The sequence below is a fragment of the Acetobacter indonesiensis genome (assembly GCF_000963945.1).
GTDB lineage: Bacteria > Pseudomonadota > Alphaproteobacteria > Acetobacterales > Acetobacteraceae > Acetobacter > Acetobacter indonesiensis.
Genome location: NZ_BAMW01000026.1, coordinates 19,492 through 46,320, shown reverse-complemented (window position 1 = coordinate 46,320; position 26,829 = coordinate 19,492). Strand labels below are relative to the sequence as shown.

General features: G+C 56.3%; 24 protein-coding genes and 1 tRNA gene. 18 read left to right on the top strand and 7 right to left on the bottom strand.

Going from position 1 to position 26,829, the window contains the following annotated elements; all coding sequences use genetic code 11:
• Positions 1–14: 14 nt before the first annotated feature.
• Positions 15–941: a DMT family transporter gene (locus Abin_RS08400; protein WP_048845983.1), complete on the top strand. Its 927-nt coding sequence runs from the start codon at positions 15–17 to the stop codon at positions 939–941.
• An 86-nt stretch (positions 942–1,027) separates the two neighbouring features.
• Here the strand turns inward: Abin_RS08400 and Abin_RS08395 are convergent, their stop codons facing one another.
• Complete coding sequence (locus Abin_RS08395; protein WP_048845902.1) at positions 1,028–2,071, bottom strand: ABC transporter substrate-binding protein; 1,044 nt, start codon at positions 2,069–2,071, stop codon at positions 1,028–1,030.
• Positions 2,072–2,191: 120 nt separating this feature from the next.
• Between Abin_RS08395 and Abin_RS08390 the strand changes: the two genes are divergently transcribed.
• Positions 2,192–2,267 (top strand) — tRNA-Asn (locus Abin_RS08390).
• Between the two features lie 133 nt (positions 2,268–2,400).
• Here the strand turns inward: Abin_RS08390 and Abin_RS08385 are convergent.
• From Abin_RS08385 to Abin_RS08375, 3 genes are all read right to left on the bottom strand, one after another.
• Complete coding sequence (locus Abin_RS08385; RefSeq protein ID WP_048845901.1) at positions 2,401–2,757, bottom strand: RidA family protein; 357 nt, start codon at positions 2,755–2,757, stop codon at positions 2,401–2,403.
• Positions 2,758–2,796: 39 nt separating this feature from the next.
• Complete coding sequence (gene panC / locus Abin_RS08380; RefSeq protein ID WP_048845900.1) at positions 2,797–3,636, bottom strand: pantoate--beta-alanine ligase; 840 nt, start codon at positions 3,634–3,636, stop codon at positions 2,797–2,799.
• An 89-nt stretch (positions 3,637–3,725) separates the two neighbouring features.
• Positions 3,726–4,781 (bottom strand): aldo/keto reductase, encoded by a 1,056-nt coding sequence (locus Abin_RS08375; protein ID WP_048845899.1) that lies wholly within the window; start codon positions 4,779–4,781, stop codon positions 3,726–3,728.
• Between the two features lie 203 nt (positions 4,782–4,984).
• Between Abin_RS08375 and cobG the strand changes: the two genes are divergently transcribed.
• From cobG to cobJ, 4 genes are read left to right on the top strand one after another with little or no spacing between them, the layout of a single operon-like run.
• On the top strand, positions 4,985–6,223 hold the full coding sequence (gene cobG, locus Abin_RS08370; RefSeq protein WP_048845898.1) for a precorrin-3B synthase: 1,239 nt from the start codon (positions 4,985–4,987) through the stop codon (positions 6,221–6,223).
• Between the two features lie 10 nt (positions 6,224–6,233).
• A complete protein-coding gene (locus Abin_RS08365; protein ID WP_048845897.1) occupies positions 6,234–6,863 on the top strand; it encodes a precorrin-8X methylmutase in 630 nt (209 codons plus the stop codon).
• Entirely contained in the window at positions 6,863–7,588 is a 726-nt protein-coding gene (locus tag Abin_RS08360) for a precorrin-2 C(20)-methyltransferase (RefSeq protein ID WP_048845896.1), read from the top strand. Before Abin_RS08365 ends, Abin_RS08360 begins: the two co-directional genes overlap by 1 nt.
• Positions 7,585–8,346: a precorrin-3B C(17)-methyltransferase gene (gene cobJ, locus Abin_RS08355; RefSeq protein WP_048845895.1), complete on the top strand. Its 762-nt coding sequence runs from the start codon at positions 7,585–7,587 to the stop codon at positions 8,344–8,346. Before Abin_RS08360 ends, cobJ begins: the two co-directional genes overlap by 4 nt.
• Here the strand turns inward: cobJ and Abin_RS08350 are convergent.
• Positions 8,316–9,149 (bottom strand): cobalt-precorrin-6A reductase, encoded by an 834-nt coding sequence (locus Abin_RS08350; RefSeq protein ID WP_048845894.1) that lies wholly within the window; start codon positions 9,147–9,149, stop codon positions 8,316–8,318. The two genes, cobJ and Abin_RS08350, sit on opposite strands and share 31 nt — an antisense overlap.
• A 137-nt stretch (positions 9,150–9,286) precedes the next feature.
• Here Abin_RS08350 and Abin_RS08345 point away from each other — a divergent pair, with 137 nt between their 5' ends.
• Genes Abin_RS08345 through cobM form a run of 3 tightly spaced genes read left to right on the top strand, consistent with a single transcriptional unit; the run spans position 9,287 to position 11,645 of the window.
• Entirely contained in the window at positions 9,287–10,510 is a 1,224-nt protein-coding gene (locus Abin_RS08345) for a bifunctional cobalt-precorrin-7 (C(5))-methyltransferase/cobalt-precorrin-6B (C(15))-methyltransferase (RefSeq protein ID WP_048845981.1), read from the top strand.
• The gene (locus Abin_RS08340; protein ID WP_048845893.1) at positions 10,507–10,896 is read left to right on the top strand and encodes a cobalamin biosynthesis protein; all 390 of its coding nucleotides are present in this window, start codon (positions 10,507–10,509) and stop codon (positions 10,894–10,896) included. The genes Abin_RS08345 and Abin_RS08340 overlap by 4 nt, the downstream gene beginning before the upstream one ends.
• Positions 10,893–11,645, top strand: a complete 753-nt coding sequence (gene cobM, locus Abin_RS08335; RefSeq protein ID WP_048845892.1) for a precorrin-4 C(11)-methyltransferase — start codon at positions 10,893–10,895, stop codon at positions 11,643–11,645. Before Abin_RS08340 ends, cobM begins: the two co-directional genes overlap by 4 nt.
• Here the strand turns inward: cobM and Abin_RS08330 are convergent.
• Complete coding sequence (locus tag Abin_RS08330) at positions 11,642–12,739, bottom strand: cobalt-precorrin-5B (C(1))-methyltransferase (protein ID WP_048845891.1); 1,098 nt, start codon at positions 12,737–12,739, stop codon at positions 11,642–11,644. The two genes, cobM and Abin_RS08330, sit on opposite strands and share 4 nt — an antisense overlap.
• Positions 12,740–12,894: 155 nt before the next feature.
• Here Abin_RS08330 and dnaE point away from each other — a divergent pair, with 155 nt between their 5' ends.
• From dnaE to recO, 8 genes are all read left to right on the top strand, one after another.
• Positions 12,895–16,314 carry a DNA polymerase III subunit alpha gene (gene dnaE, locus Abin_RS08325; protein ID WP_048845890.1) on the top strand — a complete coding sequence of 1,140 codons (3,420 nt, stop codon included), beginning with the start codon at positions 12,895–12,897 and terminating at the stop codon, positions 16,312–16,314.
• A gap of 183 nt (positions 16,315–16,497) precedes the next feature.
• Positions 16,498–17,898: an anthranilate synthase component I family protein gene (locus Abin_RS08320; RefSeq protein ID WP_048845889.1), complete on the top strand. Its 1,401-nt coding sequence runs from the start codon at positions 16,498–16,500 to the stop codon at positions 17,896–17,898.
• Positions 17,895–18,707, top strand: a complete 813-nt coding sequence (locus Abin_RS08315; protein ID WP_048845888.1) for an aminotransferase class IV — start codon at positions 17,895–17,897, stop codon at positions 18,705–18,707. Before Abin_RS08320 ends, Abin_RS08315 begins: the two co-directional genes overlap by 4 nt.
• Positions 18,708–18,781: 74 nt before the next feature.
• Complete coding sequence (locus Abin_RS08310; RefSeq protein WP_048845887.1) at positions 18,782–19,159, top strand: hypothetical protein; 378 nt, start codon at positions 18,782–18,784, stop codon at positions 19,157–19,159.
• Positions 19,160–19,424: 265 nt separating this feature from the next.
• Positions 19,425–20,528, top strand: a complete 1,104-nt coding sequence (locus Abin_RS08305; RefSeq protein WP_048845886.1) for a Rieske 2Fe-2S domain-containing protein — start codon at positions 19,425–19,427, stop codon at positions 20,526–20,528.
• 157 nt (positions 20,529–20,685) lie between these two features.
• Positions 20,686–21,483, top strand: coding sequence for a 30S ribosomal protein S2 (rpsB, locus tag Abin_RS08300; RefSeq protein WP_048845885.1), 798 nt, complete (start codon positions 20,686–20,688; stop codon positions 21,481–21,483).
• A gap of 125 nt (positions 21,484–21,608) precedes the next feature.
• On the top strand, positions 21,609–22,514 hold the full coding sequence (tsf, locus tag Abin_RS08295) for a translation elongation factor Ts (protein WP_048845884.1): 906 nt from the start codon (positions 21,609–21,611) through the stop codon (positions 22,512–22,514).
• A 21-nt stretch (positions 22,515–22,535) separates the two neighbouring features.
• Entirely contained in the window at positions 22,536–23,357 is an 822-nt protein-coding gene (gene recO / locus Abin_RS08290; RefSeq protein WP_048845883.1) for a DNA repair protein RecO, read from the top strand.
• A gap of 68 nt (positions 23,358–23,425) precedes the next feature.
• Here the strand turns inward: recO and Abin_RS08285 are convergent, their stop codons facing one another.
• Positions 23,426–24,400, bottom strand: a complete 975-nt coding sequence (locus tag Abin_RS08285) for an alpha/beta hydrolase (protein WP_048845882.1) — start codon at positions 24,398–24,400, stop codon at positions 23,426–23,428.
• Between the two features lie 161 nt (positions 24,401–24,561).
• On the opposite strand from Abin_RS08285, the gene parC reads away from it, so the two are divergent.
• On the top strand, positions 24,562–26,769 hold the full coding sequence (gene parC, locus Abin_RS08280; RefSeq protein ID WP_048845881.1) for a DNA topoisomerase IV subunit A: 2,208 nt from the start codon (positions 24,562–24,564) through the stop codon (positions 26,767–26,769).
• Positions 26,770–26,829 lie beyond the last annotated feature (60 nt).

Genomic DNA, 26,829 nt, shown 5'->3' with positions numbered 1-26,829 from the left:
ATATGCTGAAACCTATGAACAGGATACAGCCTTCCACAGCCCCGTCCGTCAAGTTTGTCTCCCGGCAGGAGATGATTCTGATTGGCATTACCATGCTGTGGGGTGCGACGTTCCTGATTATTCATAACACCATGCGGTTTACCGGCCCGCTGTTTTTCGTAGGGCTCCGGTTTATCACAGCCGGGGTGATGTCTGTCATTCTGTTCCGTAAATCTCTGGGTGGATTGAACAGGCACGAACTCAAGGCGGGCTGCTGTATCGGTGTTTCCGTTTTTCTGGGGTACAGCCTGCAAACTTTGGGTTTGAAAACAATTTCAGGCACGCAGTCGGCGTTTATTACAGCGCTGTATGTACCCATGGTCCCATTTTTGCAGTGGGCTGTTTTGCGGCGCAGACCCCACGCCATGAGCTGGGTTGGCGTGGCGTGTGCTTTTGTCGGGTTGCTCTTGCTAACGGGCGCAGACGCGGTTTCGGGCGTTGGTTTTAGCGCTGGGGAAGGTGCAACCTTTTTAAGTGCAGTGGCTATAGCGGCTGAAATTATCCTTATCAGCCGGTTCGCGCTAAGTGTGGATAGCCGTCGCGTCACCATGGTTCAGCTTCTGGTTGCCGGGATTCTGGCGCTGATAGCCATGCCAATTGCTGGCGAATCCGTCCCTCCTTTTTCCTGGGTCTGGCTGGTTGCAGCCATCGGGCTTGGGGCCATGAGCGCTATCATACAGTTTGCCATGAACTGGGCACAGAAAACCGTCTCTGCCACGCGCGCCACCGTTATTTATGCGGCCGAGCCTGTGTGGGCTGGGCTGGTCGGGCGTATTGCGGGCGAACGTCTGCCGTTTTCAGCCCTGATAGGGGCGGGCATGATTCTGGTCGGGGTTCTGGCCAGCGAAATCCGCCTGCCGCGCTCACGCAAAAACGCGAAGCCGGTTCAGGAAACGACCTGACGCCGAGCAAGACGCAGCATCCGTTGTTCAAGAACGGGGGAGAAGTGCTGCTGTTGTTCTAAAGTGGTTCGTTAAAAGCAGTTTGGTTAGCCACGCAAAACATTGCGTGTGTAACGCTTTGCCAGATCAGACGCGCTTTCCGTGGCGGGCAGCAGGGATATAAGCTGAAGTTCGTCGCAATATTGTGCAATCTGTTCCCGTAACGGACGGCCTGCGACGGGCCGAATGGCAGGTTCACTTTGCAGCATCTGCAACACACTGTCGGCACTTAGTCCCGGTGTGTCATCAGCGACCAGTGTGGCGGCTTCGTCACGGTGTATATTGGTCCATTTTGCGGCGTCACGCAGCGTCAGGGCCATGGCTGTTGCGGCGTCAGGGTCCGCGTTCAGGGCGCTATTCGCCACGCCGAGCACCAGATTAACCCGGTCTGCATAATGTCCCGTATTGCTGCTGACCAATTCTGAAAACAGGCCGCCATTCTGGCTGAGCAGTTGCCATGTTAACGGGTCATGCGCCACTACGGCGTCAATCTCTTTTCGGTTGGCGGCATCCAGTAAGTCTGTGGCGGGCAGGTTTTTCCAGTTAACGCCGTCCATGGCGTTAATGCCTTTGCGCCGCATCATGATGGCAAAGAACAGTTTGTCAGCAGCGTTCTGGTCTGTCACGGCCACGGGCCGACCGACAAGCTGATCAAGCCGCGTAATACCCGAACCGCGTCTGACCAGCAAACGGAAAACGCCCGGTTGAATGCCCAGAATTAAACTGGCGTCCAGCCCCGCATGCAGGCGTGTCAGCCAGGTAAGGGCAGGGGCCACAGCAAAACCGGTTTGGCCGCTGGCAAGCAGATCAAGCGCTTCATGCCCGTTTTTGGGGTTGCCCACGGTATCAACATCAAGACTGTAGCGGCTAAAAAAATCTTTCTGATACGCCACGGCCAGAACCGGCGCGGTGGCTGCATTGGGCCATGTTATTTTAAGCTGCCGATACTGGCCATCGGGCTGTTTGCGTGGTGGGCGGTTGGCTTTGTGAATTTCATAAGCCCCCACGCCACCCGCCACGGCAAGCCCGGCAAGGCTGCTGAGGAGAATGCGGCGGGAAACAGCGGTGGAAGACGAACCGTTGGTGCTCATGCTTTCTTCCTACACTGTGTTTTTCTGGGTGTCGTCCTGCAAGGGAAACGGGAAATGAAAAAAAATGAAAAAAGGGGGTTTACGAGCAAGCGGGAACCCGGTTATACGGTGCCTCGCTGATCCCGAATAGCTCAGTTGGTAGAGCAAGCGACTGTTAATCGCTGGGTCGTAGGTTCGAGTCCTACTTCGGGAGCCAGCCAGATTTTCCCTTGAAAAATTAAAAGCATTTCGAAGCTGACAACACAGTGTGTGTTCTGCTTTTGCGAATGTACATTTGCGTGTGGCCGAACAGTGGAGGCGACGTGTGAACGGTCGCCCCCTAATTTTTGTCAGGCAGATGGTAGCGCAGCAATCCCAGTCAGTTCAACGCGCCAGGCAGGGTTGGCCAGCTTGGCTTCAACCGTTGCGCGGGCTGGTTTGTTGTTGCGGTCAAGCCATTTATCCCATGCTCGGTTCATGGCGGCCATATCGGCCATATCGGCCAGAAAAATCTGTACGGACAGAAGGCGGCTTTTGTCGGTCCCGGCTTTGGCCAGCAGGGTATCAACCTGCGCAAGAATATCAGCCATCTGGCCTTCCGCATCCAGCGATGCATCATCAGCAACCTGTCCGGCCAGATGCACAAGCCCGTTATAAATAACTGCGCCGGTCAGGCGTTCTTCGGGGTCAAGACGTGTAATGGTCATCCTGAAAATCCTTTTCAGATACAGAAAAAAGCAAGCGTGTCAGGAAAGCGGCATATTATCAATCAGCCGTACATCGCCAAGGCTGGCGGCCACAAACAGACGGGCTGCGGGGTCTGACGGCTGCGCCACCTGTAAGGATGTGCCAGAGCGAAGGTCCAGATAATGCACGGTAAAACCGGCTTCTTCCAATTCTTCGCGGCAGGTTTGCAAACAGGCGTCCGTGTTTTTTCCGGCTTTCAGTTCCGCAAGACACGTCAGCAGGCTGGCGGGCAGGTGGGCTGCACGCGCCCGTTGCGCCGCCGTTAGCCTCTTGTTGCGAGAGGACAGCGCCAGTTGATCGGCTTCGCGCACGGTTGGCACGGGCAGAATGGTTGTGGGCAGATCAAGATCCTGCACCATGCGCCGAATAATGCTGAGTTGCTGAAAATCTTTTTCACCAAATGCAGCAATGTCAGCCCGTGTTTGCATGAACAGTTTGGTGACAATGGTGGCCACACCGTCAAAGTGGCCGGGGCGGTCTGCGCCGCACAACATGGCATCCAGACCGGACACAATAACCCGTGTTGAAAAACCGGGCGGATAAATCTGCGTTTCATCCGGCGCATACAGCACATCGACCATACCGGTTTCTGTCAGTATGGCCGCATCAGCGTCCAGTCCGCGCGGATAAAGATGAAAGTCATCCGGGTTGTTGAACTGGATCGGATTGACAAAAATGGTCACAATCCGTCGGGTGGCTTTTCCGTCCAGCGCCTTTATCAGCGCAAGATGACCGTTATGCAGCGACCCCATTGTGGGAACAACACCGATTGTCTCCCCCTCACGGTGCCACTGTGTAACAATATCGGCCAGTTCCTGCCTGGTTTTAACAAGCTTCATTGCGTGTCCCGGTTACGTCAAAAAGAAGGAGAGGCGCAGGATAAGGGAAAATCCTTGTAGTGCTGCACCTCTCCACAGGGGCGCGAGTTTTACTGTGTTTTGATAAAAGGTTCCAGCAGTAGCCGGTCAGCCGCACTTAACCGGGCGGACGCCGTGTTGGCCTGATGCCAGTAGGGATACAGTAGCGGTGGTTTGCTGGCGTCATCCAGTCGTCTGATCTGGTCGGCTGACAGCGTCAGGTTTGCGGCTTTCAAATTGTCTTTTAATTGGTCATCTGTGCGGGCGCCGATCACGACCGATGTAATGGCGGGGCGATGTATGGTCCAGGCAAGGGCAACCTGTGCGGCTGATACCCCCAGTTCTTCCCCAACGTTCACTAGAACCTCGACAATATCGAACAGTTTTTCCTTATCATATACCGGGGGTTCGCCCCAGTTTTCCAACTGCCGTCCCTGTGGGGTGGGTTGGTTACGCCGATATTTGCCCGACAACAGACCGCCTGCCAGTGGGCTCCAGACCTGAACGCCAATCTGCTGATCTTTGGCTATGGGCAGAAGTTCATATTCTGCTTCCCGTGCCTGAAGCGAGTAATGAATCTGTTGTGCCACCGGTGCAATCAGACGGTCCCGTTCCGCAACGGACAGGGCCTTCATAATGTGCCAGCCGGAAAAGTTTGAAACTCCCGCATAGCGTATCTTGCCGCTGCGGGTCAGGGTGTCCAGCGCTTCAAGGGTCTCGTCTAACGGGGTGGTGCCGTCCCATTCGTGTAGATAATACAGGTCAATATAGTCGCGGCCTAGCCGCTTCAGGCTGGCTTCACAGGCTGCAATTAAATGATAACGCGATGAGCCCTCACCATTGGGACCGTCATCCGTGCGGAAGCGTGCCTTGGTTGTTACCAGCGCTTCCTTTGTCCGGCCTTTCAGGGCCTGACCCAGAATGGTTTCTGACTCACCCGAGGAATAGATATCGGCCGTGTCAAACATAGTGATCCCGGCATCAAGGCACAGATCAATCTGACGGGCCGCGCCTGCAAGGTCTGTATTGCCGGTTTTGGCAAAGGCTCCCTTGCCGCCAAATGTCATGGTGCCCAGCGTGAACGCCGAAACAAGCAGGCCTGAACGGCCTAACTGACGATAGTGCACGGTTGTGTTCTCCCTCACTTTTGCGTCAAGCGTTCAACCTTGGGGCCGACAGCTCTGTTGGCAAGGGAAAGGCTGCCCTGCGCACGGGGTTTTGACACTGCCTGACCGGGTGCCTAACAAGACACGACAGGCTGCACAGAACCACAAGGGCATCAGTCTGAAGGGGAAACGCAGCCAAAAAGGTATGGGGAGGCTGAAGCGCTATGACAGCAGCATCGCCAGTGGTCAAAGGGTGGTGTCCGGGCCTGTATGCGCCCATGCAGGCGGCGGATGGCTGGCTGGTCCGGGTGCGACCATCGCTAAACCGGATAAGCGCGGCACAGGCCAGAGTCATTGCGCAGGAAGCCGAAGGGCATGGAAACGGCATTATCACCCTGACAAACCGTGCCAATCTGCAACTGCGAGGGTTTTCGCATACAGACACACAGGACTTTCCGGGCCGTATGATTGCCGCAGGCCTTGGTTTGCCGGATGCAGGGCAGGAGAAACGTCAAAACCTTCTGGTATCGCCCTTGATGGGGGATGACCCGACCTGTGCCGAGACAACCGCCCATGTTGCTGACCGGATGCAGCAGGGCTTACGGCAAACAGAGGGTCTGTCTGCGTTGCCAGATAAATTTGGTTTTGCTGTCGATGGCGGAGGGTTTTTTTCTGTAGGGTCTTTGTCTGCTGACATCATGCTTCAGGCCGGTGCCGGTGCAGATATGTGGCGTGTCGTGTGTGGATCAGCCCGAAGCGAGGATCTGACCAGTGAGGCTGCCGTCACCCTTGCTCTGTTTCTGGCGACCCGCTTTGTGGCGCTGGGCCTAACAAAACGGCCATTGCGGGAGGCCTCCATCGGGCCTGATCTGTTCGCGGAAAGCGGGATTGTGCATCACGCCCTGTTGCCCCTGCCTTTGTGGCAGCAAAAGCCTACCGTTTCAGTCGGCCCTTTGATCGGAGCCTCAGCAGGCGCGTATGGGGTTGGTGTGCCCTTGGGGCAGATAACGCCTGCCATGTTGCAAGCCTGTGCCTGGGCTGCCGAGCAAGGAGATGGCATTCTTCGCCTGACGCCATGGCACACAATGGTGCTTGCGGGGCAGCAGGATACCGCGTGGCGGGAAACACTGGCCAACGAAGGGCTGGTGATTACGCCCAATGATGCAAGGTTGCGCGTAAAAGCCTGTAGTGGTGTGGCCGGATGTGCGCAGGCCGTGGCCGATGTTGGCGCGCAGGCGCTTGATCTGGCACGCTTTGTGCCGCCGGGGCGTGTCCTGCATGTGTCGGGGTGTCACAAGGGGTGCGCATACCCCAAGCCCGCGTGGGTGACGGTGGTATCGGGTTTGCATCACTCCGCCCTTGTCAGAAATGGCTGCGCGGGCGATGAACCGCTGTGTTATCTGCCAGACAAGACAGCAGTGAGCGCCCAGATGCAGCTATGGGCCAAAGAAGAAGGCGCGTGAGAGGAATAGAATGACTGCCTATGATTACATCCGCGACGGCGCGGCTATTTACAGGCGTTCATTCGCAACCATTCGTGCTGAAGCGGATTTAAGGGCCTTCACGCCAGAACAGGCGCAGATTGTGGTGCGTATCATCCACGCATGTGGCATGGTCGATGTTGCCCGGCATGTGGCCATGACAGACAATTTTGTTTCCTCTGCGCGGGCAGCTTTGAAAAATGGATGCGCTGTTCTGTGTGATGCGGAAATGGTGGCCAGAGGCGTTACCCGCGCGCGACTGCCTGCTGATAATGACGTTGTGTGTACCTTGCGTGATGACCGCACGCCAGAACAGGCGCGCCTGATAGGGAATACGCGTTCAGCCGCCGCACTTGATTTCTGGGGCGATAAACTGGCCGGGGCGGTGGTTGCCATAGGCAATGCGCCGACAGCACTGTTCCATCTGTTTGAACTGCTTGATGCCGGGGCACCAAAACCCGCTGCCATCATTGGGCTGCCGGTGGGTTTTGTCGGGGCAGCGGAATCCAAGGACGCGCTTACCCAGCGTCATGATGTGCCATGGCTGGTGGTCAAAGGGCGTCTGGGTGGCAGCCCCATGGCTGCGGCCACCGTCAATGCACTGGCAAGCGAGGCCGAGTAATGGCGGCGGGCACGTTCTATGTCGTAGGCGTTGGGCCGGGTGATCCTGAATTGCTGACAATGCGGGCAGTGCGCGTGATACAAAATGCGCCTGTGGTAGCCTATTTCTGTCGGCATGATAAAAAGGGTCACGCCCGGACAATTGCCGATCGCTATATTCGCCCCACAACGCGGGAACTACGGTTAGCTTACCCGTTTACAACAGAATTATCAGTTGCTGACCCGGCCTACCACACACGCATGCACGCATTTTATGATAAAAGTGCGCAGGATATTTCGAGCATTTTGACCAATGGGCAGGATGTGGTTCTGCTGTGTGAAGGCGATCCGTTTTTATACGGTTCCGCCATGTATCTTTTTGATCGGCTGTGCAGCACGTTTAAAACCGATGTGACCCCCGGCATTACCGCAATGAGCGGCTGCTGGGCGCAGGCGCGCCAACCCATGACACACGGCGATGATGTTCTGTGCGTGCTGCCCGCTACATTGCCAGAGCCTGAACTGGAAAACTGGCTTGAACGCGCTGATGCTGCTGTTGTGATGAAAATTGGCCGGAACATGCCAAAACTGCAACGGGCACTGGCACGCAGCGGCCGTCTGGATGATGCCCAGTATGTTGAACGTGGCACACAGGAAAACGGGTTTTCTCATCCCGTGACAGACTGCGCTGAAAAAGCACCGTATTTTTCCCTAGTTCTTGTGCCGGGCCGAAAGGGCGTGCGATGAGCGGACGGATCAGCATTATCGGGCTGGGGCCGGGTAATGCGTTGCAAATCACACCCCAGGCCACGCAGGCTTTGGCGAATGTAACTGATCTGGTGGGTTACGGCCCGTATGTGCAGCGGGTTAATGCCCCGGCGCATGTTGTGCGTCATGTTTCTGACAATCGCGAAGAACTGGCACGGGCGCGCCATGCGCTGGAAATGGCAGAAGCGGGCCGACATGTCGGTGTGGTCTCGGGCGGGGATGCCGGGGTGTTCGGCATGGCTAGCGCCGTGTTTGAAGCTGTGCAGAATGGCCCGGCGTCATGGCGCACGCTTGATATTCAGGTTGTGCCGGGTGTGAGTGCCGTTATGGCCGCAGCCGCACGGCTGGGTGCCCCCTTGGGTGGGGATTTTTGCGTTATATCGCTTTCAGACAACCTCAAGCCCTGGCTTGTTGTTTTGCGTCGTCTGCAACTGGCGGCAGAAGCCGGGTTTGTGATTGCGCTTTATAACCCCCGGTCACACGCGCGCCCATGGCAGTTGGCGGACGCATTGGAGCATTTGCGTCATTATCTGCCTGATTCCGTGCCGGTTGCTTTTGCGCGGGCGATTGGTCGCCCCGATGAAGCCGTCAAAATCGCGCAGTTGGCGGAAGCCGACGCGGCTTGGGCGGATATGAGCACATTGGTGCTGATAGGCTGCACAGCAAGCCACCTGATAGACCGGCCCGGTGGGCAGTTGCCGTGGTTTTATACGTCCCGCAAGGTTGAGGCTGACTGATGCCGCAGCAGCCACTGCAAAGCATTCTCTGCCGTGGCCACAACCGGAGCCGGGCTGGGGTGGGGGCGTTCTATCATGATAACGGGTATGTTCAGTATTCTGGCAGCCTGAATTTTGGGAAAAGTGGCGTCTCCGCCAGAGTTTTTGCTCACAAGAACATCGACCTCATAAGCGCGCAGCAGCCGCAGTTCATCGTCCAGACCAAAGGGGCCACGGGCGGTTATCAGGGTGGTGTGTGGCGGCAGCGCAGCCTCATCAGGCGGTTCGATCGACCGCAGAATATAATGGTGGCGCGGGGCGTCTTGAAACGGTCTGGTGTCTTTGCGGCCTGTTGTCAGAAACACCGTCGCGGGGGTTTTGTCCCAACCACCCGGGTTTGCCAGTGCCATAGCTGCTTCCGCCAGCGATGCAGCGGCGTGCCAGTTATCCTGCTCAGTTGGTTGCCATGCGGGGCGTTCCAGCCGCAGCAGGGGCAACGCCAGATCAGTGCAGGCTGTGGCAGCGTTATGGCTCATGGTGGCAGCAAAGGGGTGCGTGGCATCCACCACGGCTCTTATACCGTTTTCTTGCAGCCAGTTTTTCAAACCCTGCACACCACCAAAACCACCAATTTTAACAGGCAGATCTGGCAAATGGGGTGCCCGGGTGACACCGGCCAGAGACAATGTGGCGTTGAACCGGGCATCCTGTTCAAGGTGTCTGCACAAGGACGCAGCCTCAGTCGTGCCGCCCAGAATGACAACGGGAAACGGTTGAACGGCAGAGTGAACGACCGAGGACACGCTTTTTCCTTTCTTGAACATGCCTATAAGAATAATTGGGTTGGCGCGTTTTTTACAGTCCCAACCCTGACAAACATATTGTCTCATGCCATGGGCTGCTCTTTTCGTTTGCAGCAGAGCGCAATGTGCAAAACAGACAGCCTGCACAAGGAGGACTCATGCTGACACAGCCATGGTTAACTCTTGTTGGCGTGGGTGAGGACGGCATAGACGGATTGTCGGCTGTGGCGCGGCATCGTGTGCAAACTGCGCCATATGTTATCGGTGGTGCACGGCATCTTGAAAAATGTCGGTCTCTTTTGTCGGGTGAGGCGCATGTCTGGCCTACACCGTTTGCGGACGGTGTGCAGCAGGTTGTGGTACGACGGGGGCAACCGACGGTTGTTCTCGCTTCGGGAGATCCCTTTTTCTACGGGGTGGGGGCCAGTTTGGCACGTTTTATTCAGCCTTCTGAAATGCTGTCTATTCCCGCACCCTCATCCGTTTCTTTGGCGTGTGCCCGCTTGGGGTGGGCGCAGCAAAACTGCCGGGTATTGTCGGTATGTGGTCGGGCCAAGGAATTGCTGCTGCCATTTTTACAACCGGCAGCACGACTGCTGGTTCTCTGTGCAGATGAAACGTCGCCTGCTACGGTTCTGGCATGGCTGACAGAGCGTGGGTTTGGCACAACGCGTTGCTATATTCTGGAGGCTCTGGGCGGAGAGCATGAAAAAATAACGCTCTGTACAGCACAGGAAGGACCACCCGCACCGGTTGCGCGCCTGAATATGCTTGCGTTGGAGGTTCAGGCCGACACTTTAGCACGCACGCTGCCGCGCGTTTCGGGGTTGCCTGATTCCTGTTTTGAGCACGATGGCCAACTGACCAAACGCGAAATCCGCGCTGTCACACTTTCCTCTCTTGCGCCGCGGGCAGGCGAGCTTTTGTGGGATGTTGGTGGGGGGGCGGGCTCCATCAGCATAGAATGGATGCTGTCTGATCCCATATGTCAGGCTATAGCCATCGAACGGGTGCCAGAACGGGCAGCCCGCATTGGACGCAACGCGCTTGCCCTGGGTGTGCCGGGATTACAGATTGCGGAAGGCTCTGCCCCGGAAATATTTGAAAAACTGGTTGCACCTGACGCTATTTTTGTCGGTGGCGGTGCCAGTAAGCCAGGCGTGCTGGAGGCCGCATGGGCTGCGTTAAAGCCCGGTGGGCGCATGGTGGTGAACGCGGTTGTGGTTGAAACAGAACTGCGCCTGTTTCAGGCCATGCAGGACTGGGGCGGCACGTTAACGCGGCTGAATGTTGCGCGGTTAGAGACAGTCGGCTCGCTCCACGGTTTTCGTCCGGGTATGAGCGTGACGCAGTGGGTGGCTTGGAAGCCGTACACACAATGAGCGTGCTGGGCATGGGCTGGAATAGTCGCGCAACGGTTGAGAAAGCCGTGGCACTGGCAAAAACCGTTGTGCAAGACGGCAACACTTCTAAAATGACGCATCTTGCGGTTCCGGCATTTAAGCATGAGAGTACACTGCCCGTTGCTGTTGCGTCAGAACTTGGGCTGCAACTTGTCTGGATCAGTCAGCAGGATATGCTGGATGTTCAGGTGAAATGTCAGACATTTTCACAAAAAACATATTCAGAAACAGGTATGGCGTCAGTGGCTGAAGCCTGCGCACTTGCTGCGGCAGGTCGAGGCGCAGTGCTGCTGGTGCCTCGGCGGGCAGCAGATCATGTCACCTGCGCGCTGGCAGGGGCTTTGGCTGAAGGAGGAGCACAATGACAGTTCATTTTATCGGGGCCGGGCCGGGGGCGGCTGATCTGCTGACGCTGCGCGGGCGCGATATTCTGGCAAGCTGCCCTGTCTGCCTGTATGCGGGGTCAATCGTGCCGCCTGATATGCTGACGTTCTGCCCACCTGATGCACGGCTGGTGGATACCGCCCCGATGACGTTAGATGAAATTGAGGCAGAATATGTGCGCGCCCATCAGCAAGGGCAGGATGTCGCGCGTCTTCATTCGGGCGATCTGTCCATTTACAGTGCTGTTGCTGAACAAATCAGACGGTTGGAAAAACATGCTATTCCGTGGCGTATGGTGCCGGGTGTGCCAGCGTTTGCCGCAGCCGCGTCTGTTCTGAGGCAGGAACTGACAATACCCGGTGTGGCGCAAAGTCTGGTTTTGACGCGTGTAACAGGCCGGGCTTCTGCCATGCCAGAGCGCGAAAATCTGGCGGCCTTTGCAGCAACCGGCACAACACTTGCCATTCATCTAGCTGTGCATGTTCTTGATAAAATTGTCGAGCAACTGACACCTTTTTATGGATCAGACTGCCCGGTTGCTATTGTGGCCCGCGCAACATGGCCAGATGAGGTCGTTCTGCGTGGCACGTTGGCAACGATTGAAGAAGAGCTTGCCAAAAACCCGATTGAACGTACGGCCCTTATTCTGGTTGGTCCCGCTTTGGCCAAGAAAGATTTTCGGGAAAGCGCGCTTTATGACCCTGACTACAGGCGTCGCTTCAGAAGTTAGGCGTGTCGTTCTGGCAGAGCGGGGCCTGCGTGCCCTACGTATTGGCCTGCGCGGTCATAAACCAGAACATCAACCTGACAGGGTGTCGGGGCCAAGGTTTCTAAAACCGTTGTAAGAGCGGATTGGGCGATAAGGTTTCCCAGTGGAATTTCGGCTTGCGTTGCGACTAAAAAGGCCTCCGCAACGGTTGGGCTGGCTGCAATGGCGGCAAGAGCATCCGTGGTAGCATTACTGCTCGCCGCCAGTTGGGCGAGTGCTGCCATGTCGGCCTGACCTCGTTTGGAATGAAGGTCCAGACGGCCTTGGCCAAGTTTGGTCATTTTGGCAATGCCGCCCGCAATCGTCAGGCGTTCAATGGGGTGTTGACGCAAGTATTTCAGCATACCGCCAACAAAGTCGCCCATTTCTATCAGTGCGGTTTCTGGTAAATTATAGTGTTTTTGAACCGCTTTTTCAGACACATTCCCGGTTGATCCAGCAAGATGCGTCAGGCCTTCAGCGCGGGCAACATCAATGCCGCGATGAATACTGCTGATCCATGCCGCGCAGGAAAAGGGGACCACAATCCCGGTGGTGCCCAGAATGGAAAGCCCACCGATTATTCCCAATCGGCTGTTAAGGGTGCGCTGTGAAAGGTGCAGCCCATCTGCGACAGAAATGGTGACTTCGGCATCAGGCAGGCTGCCGTTGGCTTCGGCCAAGGCCGTGCAGATCATGGCGCGCGGGACGGGATTTATGGCGGCCTCGCCGGGCGGCAGGGGCAGGCCGGGGCGCGTAATGGTGCCAACACCATCCCCTGCGCGAAAACAGACGCCGTGGCCTGCCGGAAGAGGCCGTACTGTGGCCCGAATGGTTGCGCCGTGGGTAACGTCCGGATCATCGCCCGCGTCTTTGATAATTTCTGCAAACGGGTTGCCGTTGTCCACCCCGTATCGGCACACGGCAAAAACGACCTGCTGCCCGTTAGGGAGCGAAATAGAAACCGTTGCAGGTGGCGTGTGTCCCATCAATACCAACCACGCGGCTTTGGCTGCGGCTGTGGCGCAGCTTCCGGTGGTCCAGCCACGGCGTAAAGGAGGGGGCTGTTGCGTCATGTTCTTGGTTTTAAAGCAGATACCCGTTTGGGGAAACGGTGCTGTGCCCCCTACCGGCAATGCGGATAAGAACCGGAGAGAAGTGTCACCTATTTAGGCGCGGATAAACGCGTTGCAAGAGGTGAGATTGTGTTCAGGCTGTGGTAGGAAGACCCATGCCCTACGCTGATTTTGTCCACCTTCGTGTTCATTCCGCTTACTCCCTTAGTCAGGGGGCCATCCGCGTGCCAGAACTGGCAGGCATGGCCAAAGAAATGCATATGCCTGCGGTGGCTATTACCGATTCGGGCAATCTGTTTGGCGCGCTTGAATTCTCGCAATACTGCACAAAATCAGGCGTGCAGCCCATTATTGGCTGCCAGATTGGTCTTGCGGCCCGGAATGACAAGCCCGGAGCCCCGGCTGAGCCCATTGTTTTGCTGGCCCAGAATGAGATCGGGCTCACCAATCTGCAATTTTTGTCCTCGGCAGGGTTCAAGGAGTCTGATCCGTCTGACCCGGTTGTGGCGCTTCAGACCATTTTTGAAAAATCGGAAGGGCTGATGCTGTTGACGGGTGGCACACGGGGGCCGCTCTTTCAGATGATGGCAGAAGGCCAGAAGGACGAAGCCGAACGCTGGCTGGCACAACTGCACGAGGTTTTTGACGACCGACTGATTGTTGAACTGCACCGCCACAACCTGCCTGTGGAAAGAGCAGTCGAACCGGGCGTGCTGGGCTTGGCCGACCAGTTTGGCCTGCCTCTTGTCGCGACAAATGAGTGCTTCTTCCCCAAGCCGGAAATGTATGAAGCCCATGATGCGCTGATCTGTATTGCGCAGGGCCGCACCATGGCGGAGCGTGACCGCTGGCGCGTGACGCCCGAGCACTGGTTCAAGCCGCCTTCGGTCATGCGGGAACTGTTTGCTGATCTGCCCGATGCCTGTGACAACACGTTAGAAATTGCGCGTCGCTGTGCCGTAAAGGTTGAAACGCGCAAACCGCTCTTGCCCATGTGCCCTAAGGTGCGTGAAGGGGCAACGGAAGATGAAACCCTGCGTGCGATGGCATGGGAAGGGTTGGAAAAGCGTCTTTCGGGTATGGCGCTTGATGACGAAACCCAGAAGAAATATCAGGAACGTCTGGCGTTCGAACTCGATATTATCTCTAAAATGGGGTTCCCCGGTTACTTCATGATCGTGGCTGACTTCATCCAGTGGGGGAAGGCGCATGATATTCCCGTAGGGCCGGGGCGTGGGTCGGGCGCTGGGTCTCTGGCTGCGTGGGCGCTGACCATTACGGATATTGATCCGCTGCCCTTTAATCTTCTGTTCGAACGGTTTCTGAACCCCGAACGTGTGTCCATGCCTGACTTTGATATCGATTTCTGTCAGGACCGGCGTGATGAAGTGATTGCCTATGTGCGGCGTGAATACGGTGCAGACCGTGTGGCGCAGATTATTACCTTTGGGAAATTGCAGGCGCGTGCGGCTGTGCGTGACGTGGGGCGTGTGCTTGGTCTGCCCTATGGGATGGTCAACCGCGTTGCTGAACTGATACCCAATAACCCTGCAAAACCTGTGACGCTGAAAGAAGCAATCGCAGGTGAGCCAAAATTGCAGGAAATGCGGGAAAGCGATGAATCGCTCCGCAGGCTGCTTGAAATTGGCCAGCAGCTTGAAGGGCTGTTCCGTCACGCCAGTACGCATGCCGCAGGTGTGGTGATTGGGGACCGGCCTCTGGTCGAACTGGTGCCGCTGTATCGAGACCCGAAAAGCGATACGCTGGTTACACAATATAACATGAAGTTTGTTGAACAGGCCGGACTGGTCAAGTTCGACTTCTTGGGCCTGACAACGCTGACCATTTTGCAGCGTGGCGTTGGCTTTCTGAAGAAAATGGGCATTGAGGTTGACCTGAGCCGTATCCCGCTGAATGACCCGCTGACGTATGAAATGTTAAGCCGCGGGGACACGGCAGGCGTGTTCCAGTTTGAAGGCGCGGGCATGCGCGACGTTCTGAAACAGATGCGCCCCACACGTCTGGAAGACCTGATTGCGGCTGTGGCCCTGTACCGACCGGGGCCAATGGCGAATATTCCTGATTATTGCCGCAGAAAACATGGTGAGGCCTGGGAGCCACCGCACGAAGAAATCCGCGATATTCTTGAAGAGACCTATGGCATCATGGTCTATCAGGAACAGGTGATGCAGATTGCCCAGAAAATGGCGGGCTATAGCCTTGGCGGCGCTGATCTTTTGCGTCGTGCCATGGGTAAGAAAATTCGTGCGGAAATGGATACCCAGCGCGAAATCTTTACCGAAGGAGCCGTCAAACGCGGCATTGATCGTGACAAAGCTGTTGAGGTGTTTGACCTTATGGCAAAATTTGCTGACTACGGCTTTAATAAATCCCATGCGGCGGCGTATGCTCTGGTGTCCTACCAAACGGCGTGGATGAAGGCCAATCATCCTGTAGCGTTTCTGGCAGGCTGTATGTCTCTGGCCCGCGAACGGACGGAAAAACTGGCGGCGTTACGGCAGGAAGCCGAACGGATGGGGATCAAGGTTCTGCCCCCTGACGTGAATAAATCGGAAGCCGATTTCTCGGTTGAGACTTTGCCTGATGGCACTAATGGTATTCGCTATGCTCTTGCTGCCATCAAGAAGGTTGGCTTCAGTGCGATGGAGGCTTTGACAGCGGCGCGTGGGAGTAAGCCGTTCAAGGATCTTGCTGATTTCGCCACGCGGGTGGACCCCAAACAGATTAACCGCATGCAGATGGAAAATCTTGCCAAAGCGGGTGCGTTTGAGTGTCTGGATAAAAACCGGGCGCGTGTTTATCGCTCTGCTGAGACTATTTTGCGCCGTGCCCAAAGTCAGGCGCAGGAGGCGGCATCAGGCCAGATTGGTCTGTTTGGTGGGGGCGGCCATGTTGAGCCGCTGCGGTTGGAAGACGGGCCGGACTGGCCGGAGTTTGAGCGTCTGGCTATGGAAGCAGAAGCCATTGGCTTCCACATGACGGCGCATCCGCTTGATTCTTATGGGCCTGTGCTGCGTCGCCTGGGGGCTACTCGCTGTTCAGCCCTGATGTCTGCGGCAGAGGCCGGGGTCATGCGTGTCAGCATTGCGGGCTGCGTTGTTGATAAAAAGGAACGCCCCACACGCACAGGCAATAAAATGGCTTGGGTCAGACTGTCAGATGCCTCGGGTGGATGCGAAGTAACACTTTTTTCTGAAGTTCTCAGTCGTGTCAGGGAAAGTCTGGTTGCAGGGACAGCCGTTCTGGTAAAAGCTGACCTGAAACTTGAAGGCGAAGCCCTGCGTATTACCGCCACTGATGTGATGGAACTGGAACAGGCCGCCGCACAGGGCCAGAGCGAACTGCGCGTCTGGGTGGAGCAGGAAGCCGTGTTGGCGCAGTTAAGCCAACTTCTGAACGAACAGCGCGGCGGTGCTGGTCGCGTTGTACTGATGCCGGGGCTGGATGAGACCAGTGATGTTGAAGTGCGCCTGAAAGGCGGATATCGGGTTACGCCCATGCTAAGCCAGAAGCTAAAAACACTGGAAGGAATTTCACGTGTTGAACAGGTGTAACGAATGGTTGTGAAACTGCCCGTGTTTCGGTGCGTCCGGTAAAAGGCTCGCTGCTAGACAGGATGGTGGGTGGTTAGCCGCAGAGCCCATCATGCCTGTGTTAGATCGAACGCCATTTTGGGTCTTAACCGATTTATTGAAGAACTGTCTTCGTGGCGAAAAATAAAGGACTGAACAAAGAGTATGGGGACAGTGTGCATCTGGGCTCACGAACTGCCATGGCGTGACCCGGCTGCTGTTTTTGCTGCATGGGCTGATACCGAATGGTGTGCTTTTCTGGATAGTTCTGGCCCTTTAGAGGACCGCAGTCGATGGCAGATATTTTGCCGGACCCCGGACTGCGTTGTGAGGGTGCAAAATGGTTTCCTGCTCTGTGATGATGCACTGCCTGTGCCGTTTCACCCGGAAATACTGTTTGCGTCTCTTAAAATGCAGATGCCGCACGGCTGGTTGGGTAGCGATGAAACTGTAGCAGAACTTCCATTTTTTGGTGGCTGGGTTGGTTTTGCAGGCTATGGCTTGGGGGTGTCGCTTGAACAGATTGTTACCCGCCAGCCTGTAACGGATGAACCAGATTTTGCCGCTGCGTTTTACGACCGTGCCATTGTATGGGACAGGGTTGAAAAACGCGCTTTTCTGACAGGGTTTTCATCGACAGAGGATGTAGGAAAAACACTGTTTCTACGTCTATTGCCAGGCTGGGAAGTCCTGCCGCACTCCCCTCCAGTAATACCAGACGTGCCACGCCTGAGATTTGAAGCGGATCAGTCACAGCAGAGCTATTGTGCGGCAGTCGCGAAGGCACGAGACTATATTGCGGCGGGTGATATTTTTCAGGTGAATATAACTGGCCGCTATAAAGCCAAATTTCCTGAAAATTATTCGGATATATCGCTTTATCTGGCTTTGCGTGAGCATGCGCCAGCGCCGTTTGCGGCTTATCTGGCTTGTGGGCGAGAATATGTGCTGCACTCAACATCGCCTGAACGTTTTTTACAGGTGGACCGGAATGGAGCAATCAGATCACGCCCCATAAAAGGTACAGCGCCTCGCGGAGCCACCGCCGCAGACGATGAGGCTTTTGCTGAACGTCTTGCGAATGATGAAAAAGAACGTGCTGAAAACCTGATGATTGTTGATTTGATGCGCCATGACATTGGGCGTGTGGCCCGGGTAGGGAGCATGAGCGTGCCCGAGTTTTTGAAAGTCGAGCGTTTTGCCCATGTGCATCATCTTGTTTCAGAAGTGCAGGGTGAGTTGGCTACAGGGCGCGATGTGTTTGATCTGTTACAGGCCACATTGCCACCCGGTTCCGTGACGGGTGCGCCAAAGCATCGGGCACTGGAAATTATTGATGAGCTGGAGGCATCGCCTCGGGGCGCGTATTGTGGAAGCGTCTTCAGCATCGGTATTGACGGACGGATGGAGAGTTCCGTGATTATTCGCTCGGCTATTCATGCGGGAAAGCATCTGAAAATTGCAGCAGGTGGGGGGATTACCATTCTTTCTGATCCTGAAAAGGAGTATGAGGAAATGCGGCTGAAACTGGCTCCGTTTTTCTCTCTGTTCGGGGATGGTGCATGAGTGTCGTCTGGTTGAACGGTTGTTTGTGTGACGCCCATCTGGCCCATGTCAGCGTGACTGATCGTGGACTGACATTGGGGGATGGCCTGTTTGAAACATTCCGCGTGCACAGCGGAATGTTAATGTATCTTGATTTGCATATGGCCCGTTTGCAGGCGGGGGCAGCTATTTTGGACCTGCCGGTGCCGTCGTTGGAAGATGTGCAGCAGGCAGGGCAGGCATTGTGTCAGGCTAACGACATTCAGCAAGGGTCAGCACGGTTGACTGTGACACGGGGTGTAGGGCCGCGTGGCCTTCTGCCCCCTGAAAACCCAGTCCCCACAGTTTTCATGACGGTGACATTGGGTGTGCCCACCTGTTCTAGCGTGTCTGTCCTGACCAGTAAAAGGGTGCGTCAGGATGAAAAATCCATTTTGTGCCAGATGAAAAGCCTGAATTATTTACCTTTCATTCTGGCGCGACAGGAAGCCGCACGGGCAGGGTGTGGGGATGCGCTTATTCTGAATCTGGCCGGTCGTGTGGCGGATACCACGGTGAGTACGGTGGTCATTCAGGAAAGTGGGCGATGGTTGACCCCTGCGATAACCGAAGGCGCTTTGCCCGGTGTGGCCCGTGCGGTGCTGCTGGGGGCAGGGCTGGTTGCAGAGGCTGAAATAATCCCACAGCGCGTTTATGACGCCGAAGCGGTTTATCTGATCAACAGCCTTGGGGCGCGGTCTGTGACGTCTCTGGATGGACGCCCGCTGCCGCAGTGTCAGGCAGGGTTTAACAAATTATGTGCTGCGATGGATATTCCGTTGCCTCCATAAAAAATGGAACCGTATGAAAAATACTCCGTTTTGTCAGGAGACGTGTCTGAAAGATAAGACGGAGAGAGAATATTATGCATTCAAAAACATCTTCTTTTGTGCTGGCCGCTTCCCTGCTGGTGGCTCCGGCATTTGCGTTTGCACAGGCTGACAACACAAAAACCCCCACGGCAGACTCTGCCGCCGCACAGGTAGGGAAGGTTCCGCCAGCAGCGCAGGATGAAAACGGCAAGCGCGTGGAACCATCCAAAAAGCTGTGGAACAATCCGCGCACTGAAGCCGAGCAGCCGGGCACGCAGCCGCCGCCGAATGATAAACCAGCCGATACGACTGAAACGACCAAGCAGTCGCTGACAGCCCCCCATGCGTACCAGCCGGGTAAGCACAAGAACGGCAAGCATACGCATCAGAAAAGCACGCCCCCGCACACGGAAACCCAGCCTGAAAACTAAGAGGCTTATTTCTGGCGACAGCTAAGAAATGCACTCTGGACTAACCGAGGATTGCCCCATTGCCACGTAATGTGGTGGTGGGGCGTTTTTTTAGTGGGCGAACGCCTTCCTGCTGGGCGTAAATACGGTTCGGCTAATCTGACATGCAGTGTCAGGGCTTGTCTGATGCCCGACAAAGGCCCAGTTTTGACGGCTGTATCAGAGATGTGAGGTTCGGTTCCTTTCTGGGCATGAGCCTCGGGTCAGCAGAAAGGATATGGACGCTATGCTGGTTGAAGCCCCCCCTAAAGCAACCGCACCCCAGCAGAACATGCCGGAGTATGATCTGCGGCAAATCGATTGTGACCCTAATTTCTGGTATCCCGTCGCGTGGTCGCACAAGGTGCGCGCGGGTAAAGCTTTCCCAACCCGCTATGCTGGCCACCCTATTGCACTGATTCGCCCTGAAAAAGGGCCGGTCTATGCTCTGGAAGACCGATGTGCCCATCGGCAGGTGCCCTTAAGCAAGGGAATGGTCGAGGGCGACTGTATTAAATGCTGCTATCACGGTTGGGCGTTTGATCGGGCCGGGAGGTGCGTGACGGTGCCCTACCTGAATCGTGAGGACGTGGGTAGGCCGGTAAAAGCCTATCCTTGCCGCGAAAAGTCAGGCCTTATTTTTATTTTTCCGGGTGACCCGGCGTTGGCTGACACCGTGCCGGTGCCAGATATTGCGCAGGTGGGGAATCCGGAATTCAAGACCCGCCAGTTCGGGCCGCGCCTGAAATGCCATTATACGTTCATGCATGAAAACCTGATGGATATGAACCATCAGTTTTTGCACCGTCGGCAGATGGGCTCCATCACGGCCCGCTTCATGGGGCAAGATAAAGGCGAGAATTTTCTGGAAGCCCGCTATAGCTTTGCGCGCAAAGGCGGCAACCAGCCTCTGGCCGAAGCCCTGATTTTTGGCAAACATCGCGACCTTGAAGGCCGCGAACAGCCGGTGGAGGAAATTGTTTCTATCCGCACCACCTACCCATACCAGACACTGAAAATTCACGACAAGGATGGGGATCTGATTATGGATCTGTGGGTGTGCTACACGCCACTGGGGTCTGATCAGTTTGGCACACAGGCCTTTGGTCTGCTGTCTGTGAAAAAGCCGAAATGGGGTTTCCTGCTTGATCTGGCATGGCCAGCGCTGGGGCTGTTCACGCATCGGATATTTGAAGAAGACCGTGAAATTGTGGAACTGGAGCAGAAAGCCTGGCGTGAGCAGGGCGGCGACCACAACATAGAGGTGTTCCCTATTGTTAAGGCGTTGCGCAGTCTGCTGGCCCGGCATGGCGTGCCGAACAAGGCTGCCACGCCACGGCAGGAAGGCTGAAACAATAGTTTTGCTTGCATGAAGGCGCGAAAAACGCCATATCGGCATCGCTTGGCCCAGGCCGGGACGACGCACGCAAAGCCTTACACCTCTGGTGTCCTGTTTACGCAGGACAGTGCTTTGCGGAGGATTAACCAGAAAGGTAGGAATGACGCCAATGGCGATGCCTGATTTCACACTCCGTCAGCTTCTGGAAGCTGGCGTTCACTTCGGTCACCACACCCGTCGCTGGAACCCGCGTATGGAGCCGTATCTGTTCGGCGTGCGCAACCAGGTTCACATCATTGACCTGCAGCAGACCGTTGGTCTTCTTGACCGCGCCCTGCAGGCAATCCGCAACACGGTTGCTGGCGGTGGCCGCGTTCTGTTTGTTGGCACCAAGCGCGCCGCTGCAGAACCGATTGCTGAAGCTGCAAAGCGTTGTGGCCAGTATTACGTGAACCACCGCTGGCTGGGTGGGATGCTGACAAACTGGAAGACCATTACGGGTTCCATCAAGCGTCTGCGCCAGATTGAAGAAATGCTGGACGGCGGCACGGCCGGTCTGACCAAGAAAGAAATTCTTGAAATGACCCGCGACCGTGACAAGCTTGAACGCTCGCTCGGTGGGATCAAGGAAATGGGCGGTCTGCCCGACATCCTGTTCATCATCGACACCAACAAGGAAAAGCTGGCTGTTGAAGAAGCCAACAAACTGGGTATCCCGGTTGTTGCTATTCTGGACAGCAACTCTGACCCGAAGGGTGTAACCTTCCCAATTCCGGGTAACGATGACGCCATTCGCGCTATCTCCCTGTATTGCGATCTGGTTTCTTCTTCAGTTCTGGATGGTATTTCTGCAGAACTGGGTGCTTCTGGTCAGGATTTCGGTGCTTCTGAAGAACTGCCGATTGACCCGGCACTTGAAACAGAAGCAGCCCCTGCTGCTGAAGCCGCTGCTCCGGCTGCTGGCTGATAAAGTGACTGACAGGCGGGCCTTTTGCCCGCCTGTTTCAGATGTGATGACTGCCTGACCTCAGGCATGATGACAGTCTGGTGCGCGCCCACACGGGCGCGTTCCGGTTTTTAAGGAGACAGAACATGGCGGCCATTACCGCTGCACTGGTAAAGGAACTGCGCGAAAAGACTGGCGCAGGCATGATGGACTGCAAAAAGGCCCTGAACGAAGCCAACGGCGAAATTGAAGGCGCTATTGACTGGCTGCGTACAAAAGGTCTGGCTGCTGCTGCCAAGAAATCTGGCCGTACGGCAGCTGAAGGTCTGGTAGGCGTTGCGTCTGAAGACAAAAAAGCCGCCATGGTTGAAGTGAACGCTGAAACCGACTTCGTGGCCCGTAACGAAGCTTTCCAGAACTTTGTGGAAGCCGTTGCCAAGGTTGCCCTGAAGACGGGTGAAGATCTGGAAGCCATCAAGGCAGCTACGCTGGAATCCGGCCGTACGGTTGCTGATGAACTGACGCACCTGATTGCCACCATTGGCGAAAACATGTCCCTGCGTCGCGCCCGCGTGTTCACGGTGCCATCTGGCGTTGTGGCAACATACGTGCATGGTGCGCTGCGTCCGGGCCTGGGCAAGATTGGTGTTCTGGCTGCTATTGAAGCCCCGACCGCTGATGATGCCATTGAAAATCTGGGCCGTCAGGTTGGTATGCACGTTGCGGCAACCCGTCCGTCTTCACTGGATGTTTCCAGCCTGAACCCGGAAGAAGTTGAACGTGAACGCGCTGTTCTGATCGAACAGGCTCGTGCATCTGGCAAGCCGGAAGCCATCATTGAAAAGATGATCGAAGGCCGTATCCGCAAGTTCTATGAAGAAGTTGTTCTTCTTGAGCAGGTGTGGGTGCATGACGGTGAAACCCGCGTGAAGAGCGTTCTGGAAAAAGCTGGCGTTAAGCTGGTTGGTTTCGATCGCTTCCACCTGGGTGAAGGCATTGAAAAAGAAGCCGATGATTTTGCTGCTGAAGTGGCAAAAGTTTCCGGCGTCTGATTTCAGGCTGATTGCCGCGTAATGCTACAGGGCGGGACTTCCCATGACAGGGAGGCTCCCGCCCTTGTGCTTTCTGCTGCCCCCATGGGGGAAAATAACGCCCGCGTGCATGTGCTGACCGAAGAAAACGGGTTGGTGCATGGTGTGGCGTTTGGTGCGCGGTCGCGCACCGGGGCTGCGTTGTGGCAGCCCGGTAATGTGGTCAAAGCCCGCTTTCAAAGCCGCACAGCGGGCAGTATGCCGCGCCTGACGGGCGAAATGCTGTATGGGTGTGGGTTTCGGCTGCTGGATGCGCCGCTGGCTTTGTCCATGATGCAATCGGTCTGTGTGCTGGCAGATGCCGCTTTGCCAGAGGGCGAGCCATGCCCGACCTTGTTTGCCCACACATTAAAATTACTGACTTTTCTAGGTATGGACCCGGCCCTGACCGAGCGCGAAGGTCTGCCGCAGGTTGTGCGGTGGGAACTGGCGCTGCTGGCTGATCTGGGGTTTGGGCTTAACCTGACCCGGTGTGCTGTTACAGGGGCAACAACAGGGCTTGTTTACGTCTCGCCCCGTACCGGGTGCGCGGTGACGGAAGAGGGTGCGGGCGAATGGAAAGACCGTTTGCTACCATTACCGGCATTTCTGCTGACGGATGATGATTCCGGAACGTGGGATGACTGGCTGGCGGGCCTGCGCCTGACCGGTTTTTTTCTGGCACGGGATGCTTTTGGCCAGCGTCATAGACGAATGCCCGCGGCCCGCGAGTGGTTGGAAGACCGCGTTGCCCGTCTTGTGCAAAAAACGCAGGAGGACGCTTCCTCTGACGCGGAAAATTCTGCTGATGGTGTGGAAAACTAACCAAGCGAACACACAGAGCCACTTTTCAGCACCAATAGATCGGACAGGCGGCGGGCGTGAGATCGCATTCATGCAATGAAATGCTGCTGTTTCATCCAGTTTTCGGCAAGGTGCGGCCATGTGGCTGTGGCAGTTTCGCGGTAGCCCAGACCAAACCCATGGCCGCCAGAGGGAAAGATGTAGCGTGTCACCGGCACGGTGTTGCGTTGGCACGCAGCCTGAAGCACCGCCGTGTTTTCAGGCACGGTAATGCGGTCATCCGCAGCCTGAACCAGAAAAAATGGCGGACACCCTTTGTGAATATAGGTTTGCACAGACCATGCGGTGGCCTCGGCCGGGGTTGGGTGCGGGCCAAGCAGGGTTCTGCGTGACCGTGTGCCCAGATACGGGGCCTCAAGCGTCACCACTGGGTAGGCCAACAGCACAAGGTTAATATCAGGGCGAAGGCTGTCGGCGCTGTCTATGGCAGGGTAGGTCTGCCAGTCTGGGCGGGCGGCGCACAGGCCCATTAAGTGCCCACCGGCCGAAAACCCCAAAGCCCCGATCCGTTTACGGTCTAGTCCATACTGGTCAGCTTGGGCGTGGATCAAGCGGATGGCGCGTTGGGCATCCTGCACGGGGGCAAGCGCACCGGCATGCCAGCCTTCTTCAGGCAGACGGTAAGAAAGAACAAAAACCGTTACCCCCAGTTTTTGTAACCAGCGCGCCGCAGGCAGAGATTCGTGCCGCATGGAAATGTGCTGATACCCACCACCACCGGCCACCAGAACGGCGGCTCCATTTGGTCTGGCAGGCCGAAAGACCTGTAACTGCGGCCGGGCAATGCGGGAAATTGACCCGGCGGGGGAGACCATGGGCAGGGCCTCGTCCGGGCCACCACCACCCGGCGGTTCAGCCGGCCACAGGGGGATAACAGTTGCCACAGGCTGTGGTGACGGGGGAACAGCCGCTTCCGGTTCGGAAAACGCATCACCCGGCAGACTATTCAGACACAGCCCTGCGGCAACGGCGGAGAGGAAGACCCTTCTTGACGTCTGGGGCATTTGTTTGTTCCGAAGGCCGTTGTCAGAACAGCATATCAGCACAATTACGCGGAATGGAAAGAGGACCGGCCTTCAACTCTTTGCTCAGGGCTGGAACAAAATAGCAAGCAAGGCTATGTCTCGGGCGGGCGAGAGCCTGCACAGTGTCCGGGGAGCAGGAAATGAGCGAGACATTTGAAGGCCATGTGGAAGAAACCAAGCTGGCGGATGCGCTAAGCGAACGGTATCTGGCCTATGCGCTGTCCACTATTATGTCGCGTTCTCTGCCTGATGTGCGTGACGGGCTGAAGCCTGTGCATCGGCGTCTGGTGTACGCCATGCATCAGTTGAAGCTTGATCCTTCATCCGGGTTCAAGAAATGCGCCCGTGTGGTGGGTGACGTTATTGGTAAGTTCCACCCGCATGGGGATGCGTCAGTCTATGAAGCGCTGGTGCGTCTGGCGCAGGATTTTGCAGCCCGCTATCCGCTGGTGGAAGGGCAGGGCAATTTCGGCTCAATTGACGGTGATAACGCCGCCGCCATGCGATACACCGAATCCCGCCTGACAGAAGTCGCCCGCGCCCTGCTGGACGGTATTGAGGACGATGCCGTTGATTTCCGCCCTACCTATGATGGTGAGGAGCAGGAGCCGGTTGTGCTGCCCGCAGCCTTCCCCAATCTGCTGGCCAATGGCGCGTCTGGGATTGCGGTTGGTATGGCCACCAGCATCCCGCCGCATAATGCCGCAGAAGTCTGTGCGGCCGCAGCGCTGCTTGTGCGCAAACCCGAAAGCACCACGCAGGATTTGTTGGCCCTTATGCCGGGCCCTGACTTCCCGACAGGTGGGCTGATTGTTGAAGATTCAGACGCCATTCTGAAAGCCTACGAAACCGGGCGCGGCAGCTTTCGTATGCGGGCCCGTTGGGAAGTAGAGCAGGGCCGTTTTGGCACATGGCAGATTATTGTTACCGAAATTCCGTATCAGGTGCAGAAATCGCGCTTGATAGAACAGGTTGCTGATCTGCTTGAACTGAAAAAACTGCCTCTGCTGGGGGATATCCGGGATGAAAGTACGGACGTTATTCGTCTGGTGCTTGAACCCAAGACCCGCGGCATTGAACCTGAAGTGCTGATGGAAACCCTGTTCCGGGCAACCCTGCTAGAAAGCCGGTTTGGCCTGAACATGAATGTTCTGGGGGCTGATCGGGCACCGGGTGTGCTGGGCCTGAAAGACGTGCTTCAGGCGTGGCTGAACCATCGTCATGACGTGTTGGAGCGGCGCAGCCGCCACCGGCTGGACGCCGTGCAGCGCCGCCTTGAAATTCTGGCCGGTTTTCTGGCGGTCTATCTGAATCTGGATGAAGTGATCCGCATTATCCGTGAAGAAGATGATGCGAAAGCTAGCCTGATGAGCACCTTTTCCCTGACAGATTTGCAGGCGGAATCGGTGTTGAACATGCGCCTGCGCAGTTTGCGTCGGTTGGAGGAGCTGGAAATCCGCAAGGAGCATGACAAACTGTCTGCCGAGCGTGACGAGCTGCTTAAACTGTTGGGTGATGAAAAACTGCGCTGGAACCGCATCGGGCGTGAGCTTGATGGCATGGTGAGGCAGTTCGGGGCTGGTAAACTGGGCCAGCGTCGCAGCACATTGCAGTCAGCCCCTGCCGCCATTGATATTTCTGTGGTGGAAACGGTTGAACGTGAACCACTAACCCTGATTTTGTCGCAGAAAGGGTGGGTGCGGGCTGTTAAGGGCCACACGGTTGATGTGGAAAACCAGAAGTTCAAGGAAGGCGATGCCCTGAAACTGGCAGTGCCATGCCAGACGACCGATAAACTGTGCTTCTTTGCGACAGATGGGAAGGCATTTACGGTCAAAGGCGCTGACCTGCCGCGTGGGCGTGGGGATGGGCAGGCTGTCAGATTGCTGTTTGACCTTTCAAACGATGAAGACCTGATAACTGTGTTCCCGGTGCGGGAGGGGGCGAAGCGCCTTGTCGCATCCAGTTCCGGTCGCGGGATGCTGGTTGAAGAAGAATCGATGGTGGCGGAAAAACGCTCCGGCCGTCAGGTTCTCAACCTCAAGGAAGGCGAGTTTGCCAAAACATGCAGCCCCGCTGAGGGGAATCAGGTTGCGGTGTTGGGTGACAACCGGCGCTTCCTGATTTTCCCGGCAGACCAGTTGCCGGTTATGGCGCGAGGACTGGGCGTGGCCTTGCAGAAATATGCGGATGGCGGGCTGAAGCAGGCCATCGTGTTCTCTGCCGAAGAAGGGCTGTTATGGCCGGGTGCTGTGCGGGTGCGGCAATTTGCAGACTTGCAGGAATGGGTTGGCCGCCGGGCTGCTGTGGGCAAATCTGCCCCAGCCTGGGCTTTGAAAAAAGCCTGACCAGTCTTTTCCTAAGCTGCTTTAGGCATCGCAATATAGGGCGGACGACAGGCTGGGTTT

Excerpts from the sequence above, each read along its gene's own strand:
- Abin_RS08400 (WP_048845983.1), top strand. The coding sequence starts at position 15 with ATGAACAGGATACAGCCTTCCACAGCCCCGTCCGTCAAGTTTGTCTCC.
- Abin_RS08395 (WP_048845902.1), bottom strand. The coding sequence starts at position 2,071 with ATGAGCACCAACGGTTCGTCTTCCACCGCTGTTTCCCGCCGCATTCTC.
- Abin_RS08385 (WP_048845901.1), bottom strand. The coding sequence starts at position 2,757 with ATGACCATTACACGTCTTGACCCCGAAGAACGCCTGACCGGCGCAGTT.
- panC (WP_048845900.1), bottom strand. The coding sequence starts at position 3,636 with ATGAAGCTTGTTAAAACCAGGCAGGAACTGGCCGATATTGTTACACAG.
- cobG (WP_048845898.1), top strand. The coding sequence starts at position 4,985 with ATGACAGCAGCATCGCCAGTGGTCAAAGGGTGGTGTCCGGGCCTGTAT.
- Abin_RS08365 (WP_048845897.1), top strand. The coding sequence starts at position 6,234 with ATGACTGCCTATGATTACATCCGCGACGGCGCGGCTATTTACAGGCGT.
- Abin_RS08360 (WP_048845896.1), top strand. The coding sequence starts at position 6,863 with ATGGCGGCGGGCACGTTCTATGTCGTAGGCGTTGGGCCGGGTGATCCT.
- cobJ (WP_048845895.1), top strand. The coding sequence starts at position 7,585 with ATGAGCGGACGGATCAGCATTATCGGGCTGGGGCCGGGTAATGCGTTG.
- Abin_RS08350 (WP_048845894.1), bottom strand. The coding sequence starts at position 9,149 with ATGTTCAAGAAAGGAAAAAGCGTGTCCTCGGTCGTTCACTCTGCCGTT.
- Abin_RS08345 (WP_048845981.1), top strand. The coding sequence starts at position 9,287 with ATGCTGACACAGCCATGGTTAACTCTTGTTGGCGTGGGTGAGGACGGC.
- Abin_RS08340 (WP_048845893.1), top strand. The coding sequence starts at position 10,507 with ATGAGCGTGCTGGGCATGGGCTGGAATAGTCGCGCAACGGTTGAGAAA.
- cobM (WP_048845892.1), top strand. The coding sequence starts at position 10,893 with ATGACAGTTCATTTTATCGGGGCCGGGCCGGGGGCGGCTGATCTGCTG.
- Abin_RS08330 (WP_048845891.1), bottom strand. The coding sequence starts at position 12,739 with ATGACGCAACAGCCCCCTCCTTTACGCCGTGGCTGGACCACCGGAAGC.
- dnaE (WP_048845890.1), top strand. The coding sequence starts at position 12,895 with ATGCCCTACGCTGATTTTGTCCACCTTCGTGTTCATTCCGCTTACTCC.
- Abin_RS08320 (WP_048845889.1), top strand. The coding sequence starts at position 16,498 with ATGGGGACAGTGTGCATCTGGGCTCACGAACTGCCATGGCGTGACCCG.
- Abin_RS08315 (WP_048845888.1), top strand. The coding sequence starts at position 17,895 with ATGAGTGTCGTCTGGTTGAACGGTTGTTTGTGTGACGCCCATCTGGCC.
- Abin_RS08310 (WP_048845887.1), top strand. The coding sequence starts at position 18,782 with ATGCATTCAAAAACATCTTCTTTTGTGCTGGCCGCTTCCCTGCTGGTG.
- Abin_RS08305 (WP_048845886.1), top strand. The coding sequence starts at position 19,425 with ATGCTGGTTGAAGCCCCCCCTAAAGCAACCGCACCCCAGCAGAACATG.
- rpsB (WP_048845885.1), top strand. The coding sequence starts at position 20,686 with ATGGCGATGCCTGATTTCACACTCCGTCAGCTTCTGGAAGCTGGCGTT.
- tsf (WP_048845884.1), top strand. The coding sequence starts at position 21,609 with ATGGCGGCCATTACCGCTGCACTGGTAAAGGAACTGCGCGAAAAGACT.
- recO (WP_048845883.1), top strand. The coding sequence starts at position 22,536 with ATGCTACAGGGCGGGACTTCCCATGACAGGGAGGCTCCCGCCCTTGTG.
- Abin_RS08285 (WP_048845882.1), bottom strand. The coding sequence starts at position 24,400 with ATGCCCCAGACGTCAAGAAGGGTCTTCCTCTCCGCCGTTGCCGCAGGG.
- parC (WP_048845881.1), top strand. The coding sequence starts at position 24,562 with ATGAGCGAGACATTTGAAGGCCATGTGGAAGAAACCAAGCTGGCGGAT.